An 18,003-nucleotide genomic window follows, 5' to 3' on the forward strand; every position below is an offset into this window, starting at 1 on the left:
TCACTGCGCGGGATCTGCAGGAGCGACCTTGGTCGCGAAAGCGTGTTCATGGTCACAGAGATGTTGCGACGGTACCGGCCTCTTCGCGGCTGAAGCCGCTCCCACAGGTTCTCGCGCACAAAAAAGCCGACATACAAGTCGGCTTTTCCGTGACAGAGCGAGCTTTTTATCCGGCCCGACGCAGCAACCACACGCCCGCCAGGGCGCAGAGGCCCGCCGGCAGCAGCACGGCGAACAGCGGCGAGAAGCCGAAGACCAGACTCGACGGGCCAAGCAGGTCCTGGATGATGCGGAAGGTGAAGCCCACCAGCACGCCCGTGAAGACGCGCTGGCCCAGCGTCACCGAACGCAACGGGCCGAAGATAAAGGAAATTGCCATCAGCACCAGCGCAACCGTCACGAACGGTTGCAGCACTTTGGTCCAGAACGCCAGCCAGTAGCGGCCATTGCTCAGGCCCTGATCGGCCAGATAATGCGCGTAGCTCCACAGGCCGCTGATCGACAGCGACTCGGGCGGCATGATCACGGTGCTGAGCAACTGCGGGCTCAGCGACACTTCCCAACGTTCGGTCGGTGTCTTGATGACTTCGGTCGCGCCGTCGCGGAACCAGGTCGTCGCGACGTCCTTGAGTTCCCATGAATCGGTGTTGAAGGTGGCCTGCCGGGCAAAGCTTGCCGACAGCATGTGACGCTCGCCGTCGAAGCGGTAGCGCGTCACGCCGTACATGATGCCGTTGGGCTGTACGCTGTTGATGTGGATGAACTCGTCACCCTGCCGATGCCACAGGCCGTGCTTGGCACTCTGTGCGTCACCACTGCCCTGTGCCAGCGAACGCGCTGCCTGGGCCTTGTTTTCGGCGTAAGGCGCAACGTATTCGCCCACCAGCACACCGGCGACCATCAGAAACAGCATGGGCTTCATCACCGCCCAAACGATGCGGGCGATGGACACACCGGCGGCGCGCATGATGGTCAGTTCGCTGCTGCTGGCCAGCGTACCCAGGCCGATCAGGCAGCCGATCAACGCCGCCATCGGCAGCATTTCGTAAACCCGGCGCGGCGCCGTCAGCATCACGAAGCTGCCTGCGTCCCACAAGGTGTAGCTGTCACTGACGTCGCCCATCTCGTCGATGAACGCGAACAGCGAGGCCAGGCCCAGGATGATCCCCAGAACGGCGAGGATCGCCATGAACACGCTTTTACCGATATACCGATCCAGCTTAACCACGAGCCACCTCCGAAACGCTGCGGCGACTCGCCATTTTCAGCCGCAAGGGCTCCCAGTACAGCAGGCCTAAACCAATCAGCAGGAACAACCCGTGCACCCACCACATGCCCAGCGCGAGCGGCAGCTTGCCTTTCTCCAGCGCGCCGCGAACGGCGATCAGAATGGTCAGGTAGGACATGTACAGCAGGATGGCCGGCAGCAGCTTGAGGTAACGCCCCTGGCGCGGGTTGACCCGTGACAGCGGAACGGCCATCAGCGTCACGATGAACACCAGGATCGGCAGCGATATGCGCCATTGCAGTTCGGCCTTGGCCCGCGGCGTGTCGGTGCTGAACAACTCGCTGGTCGGGATCGCCTCGCGGTCGGTGATTTCGTCGCTGATGTCCGGCTTGGGCAGCATCGCACCATAGGTGTCGTACTTGATGACCCGGTAGTTGGCTTCACCCGGATTGCCGTCGTAGCGGTAGCCGTTTTCCAGGATCAGGAAGCGACTGCCGTCGGCGCGGACCTCCTGGCGCCCCGTTTCCGCCAGCAGCACGGTGATGCCGCGATCCTTGGTCTTGTCGGTGGACATGCGCTTCTCGGAGATGAACACCCCGCCCAGTTCGGCGCGATCTTCGGTCAGCGACTGGGTATAGGTCACGCGCGTACCGTCACGCAACGCCTGGAAGCGACCCGGTACCAGCGTGTCGAATTCGGTCATGGCGTCCTGCTTGTTGAGCAGCAGGGAAAACTGGGTAGCACCCTGGGGCGCGAGGCTGAAGCTCAGCCAGGCCACCAGCAGCGCCACCAGCGCAGCCGGTGCCAGGGTCACGGCCAGCAGACGCTGCTGACTCATGCCTGTGGCGGCCAGCACGGTCATCTCGCTTTCCAGGTACAACCGGCCATACGCCAGCAGAATCCCGAGGAACAGGCCCAGCGGCAGGATCAGTTGCAGGAAACCGGGCAGGCGAAAGCCCATGATCATGAACAGCACGCCCGGGTCCAGCGCGCCGGAAGCGGCCTGGGCCAGGTATTTGATGAAGCGCCCACTCATGATGATCACCAGCAGCACGGCGCTCACCGCGCTCAAGGTAACCAGCACTTCGCGGGAAAGGTAACGAAAGACAATCAAACCAGACACTCCAGAGTTGTCAGGCTCAGGCAGCCAAACAAGAAAAAAAGGTGAGCCGCGGCAACCGGAGACTCGCGGTCGGCAAGCATGCCGGCCGCCAAAAAATATGCGGCATTATCCTGTGATTGAAGAGTTCTGTCACGGCGCAAGCTGGATAGTTCGCACATCCACGTCCTACAAGCCTTTGATCGGGGTTGTCAGGGGTCGTGCAGCGGGGTCAAACTGCATGACTTACCGCCGGCATCGTCCTGCAAAAAGCGTCAGCCCTGCCGCGTACGTCATTCAAATTTGCGAATCTCACAGATTATTCGAGGACCCGACATGGAATTGGTTGTTAAAAGCGTAAGCCCAGAAACCTTGAAAACCGCAACGCTGGTCGTCACTGTCGGCGAAGATCGTGTCCTGGGTAGCGCTGCGCAAGGCCTCGACACGCTCAGCGGCGGCGCCATTTCCGCGGTACTCCAGCGCGGCGACCTGGCGGGCAAGGTCGGCCAGAGCCTGCTGCTGCACAACCTGCCAAACCTCAAGGCCGAACGCGTGTTGCTGATCGGCGTCGGCAAGGAAACCGAACTGTCGGACCGCCAGCTCAAGAAAGCCGTGGCCGGTGTCCTTGCGACCCTCAAGGGCCTGGGCGGCGTGGACGCGGCCATCGCCCTGGATGACATCGCGGTGAAGAACCGCAACACCTATGGCACAACCCGCTTGCTGGTCGAAGCGCTGGCGGACGGCGAATACGTATTCGACCGTTTCAAGTCCCAGAAGGCCGAACCTCGCGCCTTGAAGAAAATCACCCTGCTGACCGCCAAGCTGAACGTGGCCGACGTCGAGCGCGCTGCCGCGCACGCCCAGGCCATCGCCACCGGCATGTCGTTGACCCGCGACCTGGGCAACCTGCCGCCCAACATCTGCCATCCGGTTTACCTGGGTGAACAGGCCAAGGCGCTGGGCAAGGCGTTCAAGAACCTCAAGGTCGAGGTTCACGACGAGAAGAAACTCGCCGAACTGGGCATGGGTTCGTTCCTGGCCGTCGCCCAGGGCAGCGCCCAGCCGCCGCGGCTGATTGTCATGAACTATCAAGGTGGCAAGAAAGGCGACCAGCCGTTCGTGCTGGTGGGCAAGGGCATCACTTTCGATACCGGCGGCATCAGCATCAAGCCCTCGGCCGGCATGGACGAGATGAAGTTCGACATGTGCGGCGCGGCCAGCGTGTTCGGTACCCTGCGTGCCGTACTGGAACTCAAGCTGCCGATCAATCTGGTGTGCATCCTGGCCTGCGCCGAAAACATGCCGAGCGGCACCGCAACCCGTCCGGGCGATATCGTCACGACCATGAGCGGCCAGACCGTCGAAATTCTCAACACCGACGCCGAAGGCCGTCTGGTGCTGTGCGATGCCCTGACCTACGCCGAACGCTTCAAGCCCAGGGCCGTGATCGACATCGCGACGCTGACCGGCGCCTGCGTCGTGGCGCTGGGCGGTCACACTTCCGGCCTGCTGGGCAACAACGACACCCTGATCAACCAGTTGCTCGACGCCGGCAAGGTCGCCGATGACCGCGCCTGGCAACTGCCGCTGTTCGACGAGTATCAGGAACAGCTGGACAGCCCGTTCGCCGACATCGCCAACATTGGCGGCCCGAAAGGCGGCACCATCACCGCGGCGTGCTTCCTGTCGCGCTTCACCAAGGCTTATGAGTGGGCGCACCTGGACATCGCAGGCACCGCATGGCTGAGCGGTGGCAAGGAAAAAGGCGCCACTGGCCGTCCGGTGCCTCTGCTGACTCAATACCTGCTCGACCGCGTCGACGCTTGAGATGACCTGCGGCGCCTGGTCTTCGCGGACCAGACGCCGCATGCTCCGGAACCCCCATGACCCAAGTCGACTTTTATATTCTTCCCAGCGCAGACCCGGCCGCCCGCCTGGACTTCGCCTGCAAGCTCACGGAAAAAGCCTGGCGCCTGGGCCACAAGGTCTACCTGCATTGCGGCGATGCGGCGCAGCGTGAAGACCTTGATGCCCGGCTCTGGCGCTTCAAGGGCGAGGTCTTCCTGCCCCACGGCAACGCCGAGACTGACCACGATGCGGCGGTCGTTCTGGGCCTGGGCGAGGACAGCGGCTCCCATGAAGACTTGCTGATCAACCTTGACCTGAAAATTCCAGTGTTCTTCAAGCGCTTCGCCCGCGTGGCCGAAGTGGTCATCGAAGAACCCGCCATACGCCTGGCCGCGCGCGAGAGTTTCCGTTCGTACCGCGAACAGGGCTATCCTCCGCAAGACCACCGACTGCAGCGTCTCTGAGGGCATGATGGATACTTCAAAAAAAGCTGAATCCGCGCACCTGCTCGATGATCTCGAATCGATCCGCCAATTGCTGGGCGATGATGCCTTGCAACCACCGCTTCTGACCGACACCGTGCATCGCGAGGGGCAGATCCCGCTGCTGTTCGACGTGGTGGGCAACAGGCCCGCGTCGTGCCAGCACGACGAACACGATGAGGCCGGCGAGATTCCGACCCTGGCACCCGAGGTCGCTCCCAGGGATCACGCCGGTTCGCCCGCATCGAACGCCGATGCCCTGCTGTATCTGGACCGCGAACTGCGTGCCGCTGCCGAACTGATCATGCAGGATGTCATCGACGACTTCGCGCCCCATATCGAAACCGAGATCAAGCGGCGCCTCGACGCCCGCCTGGAACGCTTGCTGAGCCAATACCAGGGCTGATCCCACAACGTCGTCCGCAAGAGTGACGAAGGCTGTCGGCAGGCGTGAGCTTGTGGCCTGCGGCTGCCCCCCTCGCTATACTTGTCGGCTTTCCCGAATTAATGCCACAGGTTCCCCCCGCGCATGGACAAGACCTACCAGCCGCACGCCATCGAAACTTCCTGGTACCAGACCTGGGAATCCGAGAATTATTTCGCTCCGCAAGGCGCGGGTGACGCCTACACCATCATGATCCCGCCGCCGAACGTCACCGGCAGCCTGCACATGGGCCACGGTTTCAACAACGCGATCATGGACGCGCTGATCCGTTTCCGCCGCATGCAGGGCCGCAATACCCTGTGGCAGCCGGGCACCGACCACGCAGGCATCGCCACGCAGATGCTGGTAGAGCGCCGTATCGAAGCGCAAGGCCAGAACCGTCACGACCTGGGCCGCGAGCAGTTTCTCGAAAAGATCTGGGAATGGAAGGCCGAGTCCGGCGGCAACATCAGCCGTCAGATCCGTCGCCTGGGTTCGTCGGTGGACTGGTCCCGCGAGCGCTTCACCATGGACGACGGCATGTCCAGAGCCGTTCAGGAAGCCTTCGTGCGTCTGCATGAAGACGGCCTGATCTATCGCGGCAAGCGCCTGGTCAACTGGGATACCAAGCTGCACACGGCGATTTCCGACCTGGAAGTGGAAAACCATGACGAGAAAGGCAGCCTGTGGAACCTGCGCTATCCACTGGCCGACGGCGCGAAGACTGCCGATGGCCTGGACTACCTGATCGTCGCCACCACGCGTCCGGAAACCATGCTCGGCGACGCGGCCGTGGCGGTGAACCCGGAAGATGAGCGTTACAAGGCGCTGATCGGCCAGTTCGTCGAGCTGCCGCTGGTAGGCCGTCGCATTCCGATCATCGCTGACGATTACTGTGATCCTGAATTCGGCACCGGTTGCGTGAAAATCACCCCGGCCCACGACTTCAACGACTACGAAGTCGGCAAGCGTCACAACCTGCCACTGCTCAACATCTTCGACAAGAACGCCTCGGTGCTGCCTGCCGCGCAGGTGTTCAACCTCGACGGCACCCTGAACGAAAGCGTCGACGGCACCCTGCCTGCCGAGTTCGCAGGTCTCGACCGTTTCGAAGCGCGCAAGCGTATCGTTGCCGCGTTCGAGGCCGCAGGCCTGCTGGTCAGCGTTGACGACCACGCCCTGAAAGTGCCGAAAGGCGACCGCTCCGGCACCATCATCGAGCCGTGGCTGACCGATCAGTGGTACGTGTCCACCAAGCCACTGGCCGAGCCTGCCATTGCCGCCGTGGAAGACGGCCGCATCGCATTCGTGCCCAAGCAGTACGAAAACATGTACTTCTCGTGGATGCGCGACATCCAGGACTGGTGCATCAGCCGCCAGCTGTGGTGGGGCCACCGCATTCCGGCCTGGTACGACGAGTCGGGCAAGGTCTACGTCGGCCGCGACGAAGCCGAAGTGCGCGCCAGGCACAACCTGGGGCCGGACGTTGCGCTGCAACAGGACAACGACGTACTCGACACCTGGTTCAGCTCGGGCCTGTGGACCTTCTCCACCCTCGGCTGGCCGGAAAAGACCGAAGCGCTCAAGACGTTCCACTCCACCGACGTGCTGGTCACCGGCTTCGACATCATTTTCTTCTGGGTTGCCCGGATGATCATGCTCACCATGCATCTGGTGAAAAACGAAGACGGCACGCCGCAGGTTCCGTTCAAGACCGTATATGTGCATGGTCTGGTGCGTGATGGCCAGGGCCAGAAAATGTCCAAGTCCAAGGGCAACGTCCTGGACCCGCTGGACATCGTTGACGGCATCGATCTGGAAACCCTGGTGCAGAAACGCACCAACGGCCTGATGCAGCCGCAACTGGCCAAGAAGATCGAGAAGCAGACCCGCCAGGAATTTGCCGACGGCATCGCCAGCTACGGCACCGACGCCCTGCGCTTCACCTTCTGCTCGCTGGCGTCCACCGGTCGCGACATCAAGTTCGACATGGGCCGCGTCGAAGGCTATCGCAACTTCTGCAACAAGATCTGGAACGCCGCGCGTTACGTGCTGGACAAGGGCGACGACTGCGGCCAGAACGGCGAAGCGGTCGAACTCTCGCTGGCTGATCGCTGGATCATCTCGCAGCTGCAACGCACCGAAGCCGAAGTGACCCGCCAGCTGGAGCAGTTCCGCTTCGACCTCGCCGCGCAGGCGCTGTACGAGTTCATCTGGAACCAGTACTGCGACTGGTATCTGGAACTGTCCAAACCGGTTTTGTGGGACGAGACCGCTCCGGTCGAACGTCAGCGCGGCACCCGTCGAACCCTGGTGCGCGTGCTGGAAGTCGCTTTGCGTCTGGCCCATCCGTTCATGCCGTTCATTACCGAAGAAATCTGGCAGCGCCTCGCGCCGCTGGCCGGTGTGCAAGGCAAGACCATCATGCTGCAACCGTGGCCGGTGGCGAACGAAACCCGCATCGACCCGGCTGCCGAAGACGACATCGAATGGCTCAAGGGCCTGATGCTGGCCGTGCGCAACATTCGCGGCGAGATGAACATTGGTCCGGGCAAGCCGCTGCAACTGTTCCTCAAGAACGTCACCGCCGAAGACCAGCGTCGCCTGAGCGAAAACGACTACCTGCTCAAGAAACTGGCCAAGCTGGAATCCATCACCGTGCTGGCCGAGGGCGCCGAAGCGCCGTTGTCCGCCACCGCTCTGGTGGGCGAGATGGAAGTGCTGGTGCCGATGGCCGGGCTGATCGACAAGGGTGCCGAACTGGCGCGCCTGGACAAGGAAATCCAGCGCCTGCAAGGCGAAGTGCAACGCGTGGGCGGCAAGCTGTCCAACGCGGCGTTCGTCGACAAGGCGCCGCCTGAGGTAATCGCCAAGGAACGCGCCAAACTGACCGAAGCCGAACAGGCACTGGGCAAGCTGGCCGAACAGCACGCACGCATCGCCAGTTTGTAAAGCGATGACAGAGGCCAGCCCGTTAGCGGGCTGGCTTTTTTATTGGCTGACCCATTCGTCGGATTGCCACCCAGCCGACAATGATCAGCACGGTCCTGTAGGAGCGAGCTTGCTCGCGAAGAGGCCACCCCAAATTAATGATTGGACGCCGAATTCATGACCACCCCCGACAAACCCAAACCGCCGCGCAAGAAACCCCAGCGCCCGGCCAAACCCGCCGAGCCGCGTGAGAAAGCCACGCTGCACCCGCGCAACAAGCACCAAGGCCGCTACGACTTCCCCAAGCTGATCAAATCCAGCCCGGAACTGGCCGAATTCGTGATTCTTAATCCGTATGGCAAGGAAAGCATCGACTTCGCCAACCCGCTGGCGGTGCGGGTGTTCAACCGAGCCCTGCTCAAGGCGTTCTACGGCATCGCGCACTGGGATATTCCGGCCGACTACCTGTGCCCGCCGATTCCGGGGCGTGCGGACTATCTGCACTTTCTGGCAGACCTGCTGGCCAGCGACAACGAAGGCGTCATCCCGCGCGGTGCGGCGGTCAAGGCGCTAGACGTCGGCACCGGCGCCAACTGCATCTACCCGCTGCTCGGTCACAGCGACTACGGCTGGCATTTCGTGGGCTCGGAGATCGACAAGGTCGCCATCGCCTCGGCCACCACCATCGTCAAGGCCAACGGGCTGCACAAGGCCATCAGCGTGCGGCAGCAGGCCGATCGCAAGCACATCCTGCTGGGCCTGCTCGACAGTCAGGAACGCTTCGACCTGAGCCTGTGCAACCCGCCCTTCCACGCCTCGCTGGACGAAGCGCAACGCGGCAGCCAGCGCAAATGGCGGGCGCTGGGCAAAGCCGATCCGAAGCGCAAGCTGCCGGTGCTCAATTTCGGCGGGCAGTCGCAGGAATTGTGGTGCGAAGGCGGCGAGATCGGCTTCGTGAGCCAACTGATCAAGGAAAGCGCACAGCTGCCCGATCAAGTGCTGTGGTACAGCACGCTGGTATCCAAGGCCTCCAATCTGCCGCCGATCCAGAGCGCACTGAAGAAAGCCGGAGCGCTTGAGGTACGGGTGGTGGAGATGGGTCAGGGCCAGAAGCAAAGCCGCTTCGTGGCCTGGACCTTTCAGTCACCGGCACAGCAACAAGCGTGGCGACAGCGTTGGATTTAATTGCAGATGTCTTGCGCGTCAGTGACGCAGTCTTCGCGAGCAAGCTCGCTCCTGCAGTAATGGGCACGCCATAACTCTGTAGCCAGCTTGCTGGCGAAAGCAACCTGGCGATCGCCGTAGGTATATCAAATACAGCGCACAACCATCACCCACAAAAAAGCCGTGCCCGGTTGTCCGGCGCACGGCTTTTTACAGCAAGCGCGAGCTTACTTGTTGATCGAGTCGCTCAGCACTTTAGCTGGTACGAACTTGATAACTTTCTTGGCAGCGATTTCGATGGCAGCGCCAGTCGAAGGGTTACGGCCAGTACGAGCTGGACGCTCAGCCACTTTCAGCTTACCGATGCCCGGCAGAGTGATTTCAACGCCGTTTTCCAACTGGTCGGCAACGATCTGGCCCAATTGCTCAAGAGCGTTACGCGCGGTGGTTTTCGGCGCGTCGATTGCTTCGGCGATATCGGCGATCAGTTGGTCTTTAGTAAGAGCCATGGTGGTGTTCCTTCCCTATCAAATTCATTTGGATTGCAGAGCACAACATCGGCCAGCGGCCAGGCAACGAACCTGGCCACCCGCTAGCAGCCACGATTAATCGCGAAATGTAGATACTGAAACCGGGTATTGGTTCGGCCTACGCGTGCATAAACTGCATGCTTGACGCGCTAGTGTGCGCAAGACCGCGCAAAACTAGCACAGAGCCAAGTAAATATCCGCACCTACCTATCCTTTTGGTCAGCTTTCGCGGATTTTTCCATGAAAAATGCCCGCAGGACGTGCGCTCCAGCCCGAAAGCCGGGCTATCCAGGCACCAGCGACGCACACCTGAGTTACACTGCCCGACCTGCAACGAGCCGTGCGCTCTTCACCTTTACCAGCCGAGAAGCCCATGCCGATCCGTCACTGCATCGTCCACCTGATCGACAAGAAACCCGACGGTACGCCCGCTGTTCTTCATGCCCGCGACTCCGAACTCGCTGAGTCCCAAGCCATCGAGAACATGCTGGCCGACCTCAACGAGAGCTACAACGCCAAGCAAGGCAAAGCCTGGGGCCTGTTCCATCCCGAATCCGGTGCGCACCCTTTCAGCGGCTGGCTGAAAGAGTACTTCGACGGCGGCAAGGATTTCACGGCGTTCTCCCGTGTCGCGGTGGAGCATCTGCAGAAGCTGATGGAAGAGTCCAACCTGTCGGTGGGTGGTCACGTGCTGTTCGCCCATTACCAGCAGGGCATGACCGATTACCTGGCCATCGCCCTGCTCCACCACAGCGAAGGGGTCGCGGTGGACGAAGAACTGGACGTGAAACCCTCTCGCCATCTGGACCTGGGCCAGCTGCATCTGGCGGCGCGCATCAACGTGTCGGAATGGCAGAACAACAAGCAGTCCAAACAGTACATCTCGTTCATCAAGGGCAAGAACGGCAAGAAAGTCTCGGAATACTTCCGCGACTTCATCGGCTGCCAGGAAGGCGTCGACGGCCCGGGCGAAACCCGCACGCTGCTCAAAGCGTTCAGCGACTTCGTGGAAAGTGAAGACTTGCCCGAGGAATCGGCCCGCGAAAAAACCAAGACCCTGGTGGACTACGCCAGCAGCCAGACCAAAATGGGCGAACCCATGGGCCTGGAAGAGCTGTCGGAGCTGATCGACGAAGACCGCCCGCGAGCGTTCTATGATCACATCCGCAACAAGGATTACGGCCTGTCGCCGGAGATTCCAGCCGATAAGCGCACCCTCAACCAGTTCCGCCGTTTCACCGGACGCGCCGAAGGCCTGTCGATCAGCTTCGAGGCGCATCTGCTGGGCGACAAGGTCGAGTACGACGAAGCAGCCGGCACGCTGATCATCAAGGGCCTGCCGACCCAGCTTACCGACCAGTTGAAGCGGCGCTGACCGATGCTGCTGCGCACACTCAAAAAGTTCGCCCTGATCGTGCTGGTGGTGGTGATCTGGCAGAACTGGGGCCGGATCGAAAACTTCGTCAACCCGCCGCCAGCAAACGTCGCCCAGAGCTACAGCCAGGCGAAGGTGGTGATGTACGCCACCGAGTGGTGCGGCTACTGCAAGCAGACGCGGCGCTTTCTCGATAGCCAAGGTATTCCGTTCAAGGAATACGATATCGAGAAGTCCGAAGAAGGCCGCAAGGCGTATGAAGCGCTCGGTGGCCGCGGGATTCCGTTGATCGACGTCAACGGAACGCTGATTCGCGGCTTTGCGCCGGAAGAGATATTGGCGGCGTTGGAGTAACCGTCTTCGCCAGCAAGACGGATCGCCGCCCGCTGGCTCCTACAGGATGATTACCGAACCGTAGGAGCGAGCTTGCTCGCGAAGGGGCCGGTCGGGGCTGGGCATTTGCATTGCCGGACAGGACACCTCGCCAGCAAGGCGGATCGCCGCCCGCTGGCTCCTACGAAATGGGCCGCGTCGGTCAGCGTTTTTCGACGCGGAATCCCAGCCGTGGAAAATGCACGTGCACCACGCCTGCACGTGAATCTTCACGGCGCAGGATCAGTTCTTCACGGCCGGCAAATACCAGTTCGCCTTCAACAGCATCCACGCCGTAATCCACTGCGCTGATTGCTACTTTGTCGCCCTCTTCGAATCCTTCGAGACCGAACGCTTCATCGGGTAACGCTGCGGGTGTCGAACGTGCAGCGATCTCGATGGCATCAGCCGAACTCAGCTCACTCGGCGCGCCATGCCCAAACCCCAGCACGCGGCCCAGCCACGCGGCAACCGATGGATAATCGTCCACCAGCGGCGCAGTCACTGGCGTCTGCTTGAGGAACCACAAGGTGTGAGCCACGCTGAAGTCGGCGATCGACGGCACGACAAACAGAAAATCGCCATTGCGAGACAATTGCTGCTCCAACCGGCTCATCAGCGTCGGCCATTGCTGCACGGCCTGTTCAGCGGGCAGGCGCGTGGCATTGCCGCCGTCGAACAGCTTGGCGCGGTCGGCAATGAAAGCTTTTGCCGCTTCAGGAGGAACATTGGCGAAGCGCGCAGCCAGAGACGCCGGTTGAAAAACCAGGCTGACCGAATGCAGAAACATCACGGAATCCGCCCACGCCGCCAGGCCGGCGACCGCGAATTCCTTGCCTTCCGGATAAAACGCCGGAGAAGCTTTTTCCTGCTCCAGGCGCCGCGCCATCAACGCGGTGTCGCAATACACATCGGCACCGACCTGCAACACCGGCGTCTTGCGATAGCCACCGGTCAGCGCGGTCAGGTCGGGCTTGGGCATGATCGAAGGAACGGTCACCGAACGCCATGAGAGCCCCTTGAAGCCAAGCATCAGGCGGGCCTTTTCGGCGAACAGCGAGGCGGGGTAATGATGCAGGATCAATTCATTCATGTGCGGCCTTCCGGTAGCGGGAAAAACCCCAGCTTACGCGCCTGTCCGCGAACGGCCTATCCGGCCGTTCTAATGAAGCCTCATCAGCGCGATGAATCGGCGTAACGGGCCGCCAGATATTCCTTGGCACTCTTGCGCAGTTTCTTGATCAGCCGTTCATGACGCAACGCTTCACCCTTGGTCGGCCAGGCTTCCACGTACACCAGCGCTACGGCAGGGCTGGAGCTGAAGAAGCGTGCGCCCTTGCCGCTTTGATGGGCAGCGAAACGACGTTGCGGGTTGTCACTGATGCCGCAGTACAGCGCGCCGTTCGCCGCCCGCACCAAGTACACGAACCAGGGTTTCGAGGCAGCGGGAACGTCGGGCGTGACGTCGGCGACAGCGCACTGCTCAGCCACGGCGGCTCTCGGTAAAGGCCTTCAGACCGTTGAGTGCCTGCGCCCGCACGGCATTGCGCACCAATGGCGTCCAGCCCAGCAGCAGGCCCTTGATGCCCAGCGCCTGGCGGGACCAGCGCCACATATCGAACTGATCCCGATGCTCGCAGATCCTGCCGTCGCGAAACACGAAGCGTGCCTGAATGTCGTTAATGACGGTACGCCCGGTCTTGCTGAACAGATAGGTCGCCACCCAATGGGCGGAACCCGTCGTGTCGTCGGCACGAACCTGATCGAACACCACGTTGAAGTCCTGCGCGCGCGAGGTCAGCATGCGCCACATGTTGCCGACCTGTTCGCCACGCAACTCGCCGAAGGCCGGGTCGCTGAACACCACATCTTCGGTGTAGCAGGCGCTCATGGCGTCGGCGTCCAGACGAGCGAAGGCTTCGTAGAATCGGGCGATCAATGCGCTGTTGGCCTGGCTTTGCTGTTCTTGACTCATGCTGCACGGGTCCTGGGCAAATTCCCCTTGAGGGAACGATGCGTGCACGATAAGCGGCCAATCATCCGTTTGCCATCCTCATTTGCCGCACAGATGCGCTTACCCGACTTTTTCACTGCTGACCCGAACATAAAGAGAACGCCCCGCGCCCATGCCGGCAATCAAGGCGCCAAGGCCCAGCAGGCCGAATATCCAGCCGATGGCGCTCCAGCTGCCGGTCAGGTCATGCACCACGCCGACCGCGAACGGTCCCATCGACGCGATGGTGTAGCCCACACCCTGGGCCATGCTCGACAGGTTGGCAGCCACATGGGAATCGCGCGACCGCAGCACGATCAGCGCCAGCGCCAGGCTGAACGCGCCACCCTGCCCCAGCCCGAGCAGAACCGCCCAGATCCACAAGCTGCCAATCGGTGCATACAGACAGCCGAACAGGCCGGTCAAGGTAAGGGCCATGACCAGCACGATCGGCAAGCGCTGATTCTTGCCGCGCGTTGCCAGCCACGGCACGCCCAGCGCACTGATCACCTGCACAATGATCGACCCCGACAGCAGCAGGCCCGCGTGGGTCGGAGTCAGCCCGCGATCAATGAGGATTGACGGCAGCCAGCCAAAAACGATGTAGGAAAGGGACGATTGCAGGCCCATGTACAACGTGACCTGCCACGCGAGTGGATCGCGCAGCAAGCCTTTGACCCGGTACACCGCACGATTGTTGTCATGAGCTTCGTGGGCTTGGGGAAACCAGACCAGCGCCGCAATAAGCGCCGGCAGCAGCCAGAAGCCGAGCCCGATCTGCCAGCTGTCACCGAAGTGCTGCGTCAGCGGCACCGTCGAACCCGCTGCGATGGCCGCACCCAGGCACAGCGCCATGGTGTAGACGCCGGTCATGGCGCCGGCCTGCTTCGGGAAGTCGCGCTTGACGATGCCTGGCAGCAGAACCCCCACGATGCCGATGCTCGCACCGGCCAACAGGCTGCCGCTGAACAGACCGAACTTACCAAACAGGCTGCGCAGTGCCAGACCGGCGGCCAGGGTGAGCAGAATCACCAGCACCACCCGTTCGGCCCCGAACCGACGCGCAAGAATCGGCGCCAGCGGCGCGAACAACCCCAGGCACAACACCGGCAAGGTGGTCAGCAGGCCGGCTTCGGCGGCGGACATTCCGAGGCTGTCGGATACGTCGTTGAGCAACGGGGCAATGCTCGACAGAGCAGGACGCAGATTCAAGGCAACCAGCACCAGTCCCAGCAACAGCAGCCAGGGGCGCTTCAGGATCACAGGAGTCTGGTCAGAGATCGGGGGAGGATTCAGAGGTGCCTTGGCAGTCATCAGGTTCTCGTTATCAGGAATATCGGCCCGTTGCAGGGGGTCGGTATCCTGTTGGAGATCGAGGATGAATACAAGGTTCAGGCGGGATTGTGCAGACCTGTGGGAGCGGTCCGGTCCGCTCCCACAATGTCACTCCTACAAGATCATCAATGAATGATCTGGCTCAGGAACAGCTTGGTGCGGTCGCTCTGTGGGTTGTCGAAGAAGTCGTTCGGCGCGGCCTGTTCGACGATTTCGCCTTTGTCCATGAAGATCACCCGGTTCGCCACGGTACGGGCGAAGCCCATTTCGTGGGTCACACAGAGCATGGTCATGCCCTCTTCCGCCAGGCTGACCATGGTGTCGAGCACTTCCTTGACCATTTCCGGGTCGAGGGCCGAGGTCGGCTCATCGAACAGCATGATCTTGGGCTTCATGCACAACGCACGGGCAATCGCCACACGCTGCTGCTGGCCGCCGGACAGCTGGCCCGGATACTTGTGCGCCTGCTCCGGAATGCGCACGCGCTCCAGGTAATGCATGGCGATTTCTTCGGCCTTTTTCTTGGGCATGTTGCGCACCCACATCGGCGCCAGCGTGCAGTTCTGCAGGATGGTCAGGTGCGGGAACAGATTGAAGTGCTGGAACACCATGCCGACTTCGCGGCGGATGGTTTCGATCTGCTTCAGGTCCGAGGTCAGCTCGGTGCCGTCCACCACGATCTTGCCCTGCTGGTGCTCTTCCAGACGGTTCAGGCAACGAATGGTGGTCGACTTGCCCGAGCCCGACGGGCCGCACAACACGATGCGCTCGCCCTGCCGCACGTTCAGGTTGATGTCCTTGAGCACGTGGAACTGGCCGTACCACTTGTGCACGCCCTCCATGCGAATCATGCCTTCGGCGCCCAGAGGCTTATTGATAACTTCACTCATCACAAAACTCCTAACGCTTGTGGCCTGTGTCCAGCTTACGTTCCAAATGCATGGAATAGCGGGACATACCGAAACAGAAGATCCAGAACACCAGGGCTGCGAAGACATAGCCCTCGGTAGCCATACCCAGCCATGAAGGGTCGGCAGTGGCCTGCTTGACGCTGTTGAGCAGGTCGAACAAACCAATGATGATCACCAGGCTGGTGTCTTTGAACAGGGCAATGAAGGTGTTGACGATGCCGGGAATGACCATCTTCAACGCCTGGGGCAGAATCACCAGGCCCATGCTGCGCCAGTAACCCAGGCCCATCGCGGCCGCCGCTTCGTACTGGCCTTTGGGGATGGCCTGCATACCGCCGCGCACCACTTCGGCGATGTACGCCGACTGGAACAGGATGACGCCGATCAAGGCCCGCAGCAGTTTGTCGAAGTTCATCCCTTCGGGCATGAACAGCGGCAGCATCACCGACGACATGAACAGCACAGTAATCAACGGCACGCCGCGCCAGAACTCGATGAAGGTCACGCACACCACGCGCACGGCGGGCATGTTCGAGCGACGCCCCAGCGCCAGCAGAATACCCAGCGGCAAGGCACCGGCGATGCCGACGGTGGCAATCACCAGGGTCAGCATCAGGCCGCCCCACTGGCTGGTCGGCACGGTGGTCAAGCCGAACGCGCCGCCGTGCAGCAGGTAGAACGCAATCACCGGGTACAGCACCAGGAAACCGATCGCATAGACAGCCTTGCGCGGGAACCGGGAGATGAACAGCGGTGCAGCGCCCACGATCGCCAGGATCGCGGTCAGGTCTACCCGCCAGCGCAGCTCGGTAGGGAAGTAGCCGTACATGAACTGGCCGAAACGCTGCTGAATGAACACCCAGCAGGCGCCTTCCTTGGTGCAGTCGGCGCGCGTCGTGCCAATCCAGTTGGCATCCAGCAGCGCCCAACTGATGATCGGCGGTACGATCAGGTAGACCAGGTACAGCGACAGCAAGGTCAGCAGCGTGTTGATCCAGCTGGAGAACAGGTTTTGCCGCATCCACGCAACCGGGCCGAACACTTTGCCCGGTGGCGGCATATCAGGTTTGAAAGTATGAGTTGTCATGCGCGTTTCCTCACCGCTCGATCAGCGCAATGCGCTTGTTGTACCAGTTCATCAGCAGGGAAATGCTGATACTGATCGCCAGGTACACACTCATGGTGATGGCAATGACTTCGATGGCCTGACCGGTCTGGTTGAGCACCGTACCGGCAAACAGCGAAACCATTTCCGGGTAACCAATGGCAGCCGCCAGCGACGAGTTCTTCGCCAGGTTCAGGTATTGGCTGGTCAACGGCGGGATGATCACTCGCAGAGCCTGCGGAATGATGACCTTGCGCAGCGTCGGCCCGGGACGCAGCCCCAGCGAACGAGCGGCTTCGGTCTGGCCGTGGCTGACCGACTTGATACCCGAGCGCACGATTTCGGCGATGAACGCGGCGGTATACACCGTCAGCGCCAGGGTCAGGGAAATCAGTTCCGGAATCAGTACCCAGCCGCCCACGAAGTTGAAGCCGCGCAGCTCAGGCATTTCCCAATGCACCGGCGCGCCGAAAACCAGCATGCTCAGCGCAGGAATGCCCAGCATCAGTGCCAGGCCGGCCCAGAACTTGTGGAACGGCTCGCCCGTGGCTTCGAAACGCTTGTTGGCCCAACGGGTCATCAGCACCACCGCCACGATGGCCAGCACGATGCTGATCACGAACGGCCAGGCGCCTTCGGCGGCAATGGCGCTGGGCATGTTCAGGCCCCGGCTGCTGACGTAGAACATGTCGAAGTAACCATGCGCCTGCCGCGGACCCGGCAGGGTCAGGAAGACGGCGGTGTACCAGAACAGGATCTGCAACAGCGGCGGAATGTTACGGAAGACTTCGACATACACCGTTGCCAGCTTGTTGATCATCCAGTTGGGCGACAGGCGCGCAACACCGATGATGAAGCCCAGGATCGTGGCCAGGAAAATACCGATGACCGAGACCAGCAACGTGTTGAGCAAGCCAATGACAAATACGCGGGCGTAGCTGTCCGCTTCGGTGTAATCGATCAGGTGCTGAGCAATGCCGAAACCGGCACTGCGCTCAAGAAAGCCGAAACCCGAGGTGATACCACGGTGTTCGAGGTTGGTCTGGACATTGTCGAACATGAACCAGCCCAACGAGACCACTGCCACGACAGTAATGATCTGAAATAACCACGCGCGCACTTTTGGGTCGCTCAAAGAGAGCTTTTGCTTGGGTGCGACGATTTGCTTTTCCATGAAGTGCCCCAGGGAAAATGAAACAGAACGAC

17 protein-coding genes are annotated in these 18,003 nt (G+C 61.4%); 7 read left to right on the forward strand and 10 right to left on the reverse strand.

Annotated features, from left to right (window positions below; genetic code table 11):
* Positions 1–166: 166 nt before the first annotated feature.
* Together lptG and lptF are read right to left on the reverse strand one after the other, a co-directional pair.
* Complete coding sequence (gene lptG / locus EGJ27_RS09870) at positions 167–1,228, reverse strand: LPS export ABC transporter permease LptG (protein ID WP_125830535.1); 1,062 nt, start codon at positions 1,226–1,228, stop codon at positions 167–169.
* Entirely contained in the window at positions 1,221–2,342 is a 1,122-nt protein-coding gene (gene lptF / locus EGJ27_RS09875; protein WP_125830536.1) for an LPS export ABC transporter permease LptF, read from the reverse strand. Before lptF ends, lptG begins: the two co-directional genes overlap by 8 nt.
* Positions 2,343–2,663: 321 nt before the next feature.
* On the opposite strand from lptF, the gene EGJ27_RS09880 reads away from it, so the two are divergent.
* The 5 genes from EGJ27_RS09880 to rlmF all read left to right on the forward strand — a co-directional run bounded on the left by EGJ27_RS09880 (position 2,664) and on the right by rlmF (position 9,197).
* Positions 2,664–4,154 (forward strand): leucyl aminopeptidase, encoded by a 1,491-nt coding sequence (locus EGJ27_RS09880; RefSeq protein WP_125830537.1) that lies wholly within the window; start codon positions 2,664–2,666, stop codon positions 4,152–4,154.
* A gap of 56 nt (positions 4,155–4,210) precedes the next feature.
* Entirely contained in the window at positions 4,211–4,639 is a 429-nt protein-coding gene (locus EGJ27_RS09885) for a DNA polymerase III subunit chi (protein ID WP_125830538.1), read from the forward strand.
* 7 nt (positions 4,640–4,646) lie between these two features.
* A complete protein-coding gene (locus EGJ27_RS09890; RefSeq protein ID WP_125830539.1) occupies positions 4,647–5,063 on the forward strand; it encodes a DNA polymerase III subunit chi in 417 nt (138 codons plus the stop codon).
* A 123-nt stretch (positions 5,064–5,186) separates the two neighbouring features.
* On the forward strand, positions 5,187–8,033 hold the full coding sequence (locus EGJ27_RS09895; RefSeq protein WP_125830540.1) for a valine--tRNA ligase: 2,847 nt from the start codon (positions 5,187–5,189) through the stop codon (positions 8,031–8,033).
* Between the two features lie 156 nt (positions 8,034–8,189).
* Complete coding sequence (gene rlmF, locus EGJ27_RS09900) at positions 8,190–9,197, forward strand: 23S rRNA (adenine(1618)-N(6))-methyltransferase RlmF (protein ID WP_125830541.1); 1,008 nt, start codon at positions 8,190–8,192, stop codon at positions 9,195–9,197.
* 206 nt (positions 9,198–9,403) lie between these two features.
* Here rlmF and EGJ27_RS09905 read toward each other — a convergent pair whose 3' ends face one another.
* Positions 9,404–9,685 carry an HU family DNA-binding protein gene (locus tag EGJ27_RS09905; RefSeq protein WP_020292090.1) on the reverse strand — a complete coding sequence of 94 codons (282 nt, stop codon included), beginning with the start codon at positions 9,683–9,685 and terminating at the stop codon, positions 9,404–9,406.
* Positions 9,686–10,079: 394 nt separating this feature from the next.
* On the opposite strand from EGJ27_RS09905, the gene yejK reads away from it, so the two are divergent.
* A complete protein-coding gene (gene yejK, locus EGJ27_RS09910) occupies positions 10,080–11,081 on the forward strand; it encodes a nucleoid-associated protein YejK (RefSeq protein WP_125830542.1) in 1,002 nt (333 codons plus the stop codon).
* A 3-nt stretch (positions 11,082–11,084) separates the two neighbouring features.
* Positions 11,085–11,435 carry a glutaredoxin family protein gene (locus tag EGJ27_RS09915; RefSeq protein ID WP_125830543.1) on the forward strand — a complete coding sequence of 117 codons (351 nt, stop codon included), beginning with the start codon at positions 11,085–11,087 and terminating at the stop codon, positions 11,433–11,435.
* 181 nt (positions 11,436–11,616) lie between these two features.
* On the opposite strand, the gene EGJ27_RS09920 is transcribed toward EGJ27_RS09915, so the two are convergent.
* The 7 genes from EGJ27_RS09920 to EGJ27_RS09950 all read right to left on the reverse strand — a co-directional run bounded on the left by EGJ27_RS09920 (position 11,617) and on the right by EGJ27_RS09950 (position 17,971).
* Entirely contained in the window at positions 11,617–12,546 is a 930-nt protein-coding gene (locus EGJ27_RS09920) for a glutathione S-transferase family protein (RefSeq protein ID WP_125830544.1), read from the reverse strand.
* Between the two features lie 83 nt (positions 12,547–12,629).
* Complete coding sequence (locus EGJ27_RS09925) at positions 12,630–12,944, reverse strand: GIY-YIG nuclease family protein (protein ID WP_125830545.1); 315 nt, start codon at positions 12,942–12,944, stop codon at positions 12,630–12,632.
* The gene (locus tag EGJ27_RS09930) at positions 12,937–13,428 is read right to left on the reverse strand and encodes a nuclear transport factor 2 family protein (RefSeq protein ID WP_125830546.1); all 492 of its coding nucleotides are present in this window, start codon (positions 13,426–13,428) and stop codon (positions 12,937–12,939) included. Before EGJ27_RS09930 ends, EGJ27_RS09925 begins: the two co-directional genes overlap by 8 nt.
* A 99-nt stretch (positions 13,429–13,527) precedes the next feature.
* Positions 13,528–14,760, reverse strand: a complete 1,233-nt coding sequence (locus EGJ27_RS09935; RefSeq protein WP_125830547.1) for an MFS transporter — start codon at positions 14,758–14,760, stop codon at positions 13,528–13,530.
* A gap of 146 nt (positions 14,761–14,906) precedes the next feature.
* Positions 14,907–15,671 (reverse strand): amino acid ABC transporter ATP-binding protein, encoded by a 765-nt coding sequence (locus EGJ27_RS09940; protein WP_125830548.1) that lies wholly within the window; start codon positions 15,669–15,671, stop codon positions 14,907–14,909.
* Between the two features lie 10 nt (positions 15,672–15,681).
* Positions 15,682–16,779, reverse strand: coding sequence for an amino acid ABC transporter permease (locus EGJ27_RS09945; protein ID WP_125830549.1), 1,098 nt, complete (start codon positions 16,777–16,779; stop codon positions 15,682–15,684).
* A 10-nt stretch (positions 16,780–16,789) separates the two neighbouring features.
* Positions 16,790–17,971, reverse strand: a complete 1,182-nt coding sequence (locus EGJ27_RS09950) for an amino acid ABC transporter permease (RefSeq protein ID WP_125830550.1) — start codon at positions 17,969–17,971, stop codon at positions 16,790–16,792.
* Positions 17,972–18,003 lie beyond the last annotated feature (32 nt).

The organism is Pseudomonas sp. v388 (assembly GCF_003935425.1).
Classification (GTDB): Bacteria; Pseudomonadota; Gammaproteobacteria; order Pseudomonadales; family Pseudomonadaceae; genus Aquipseudomonas.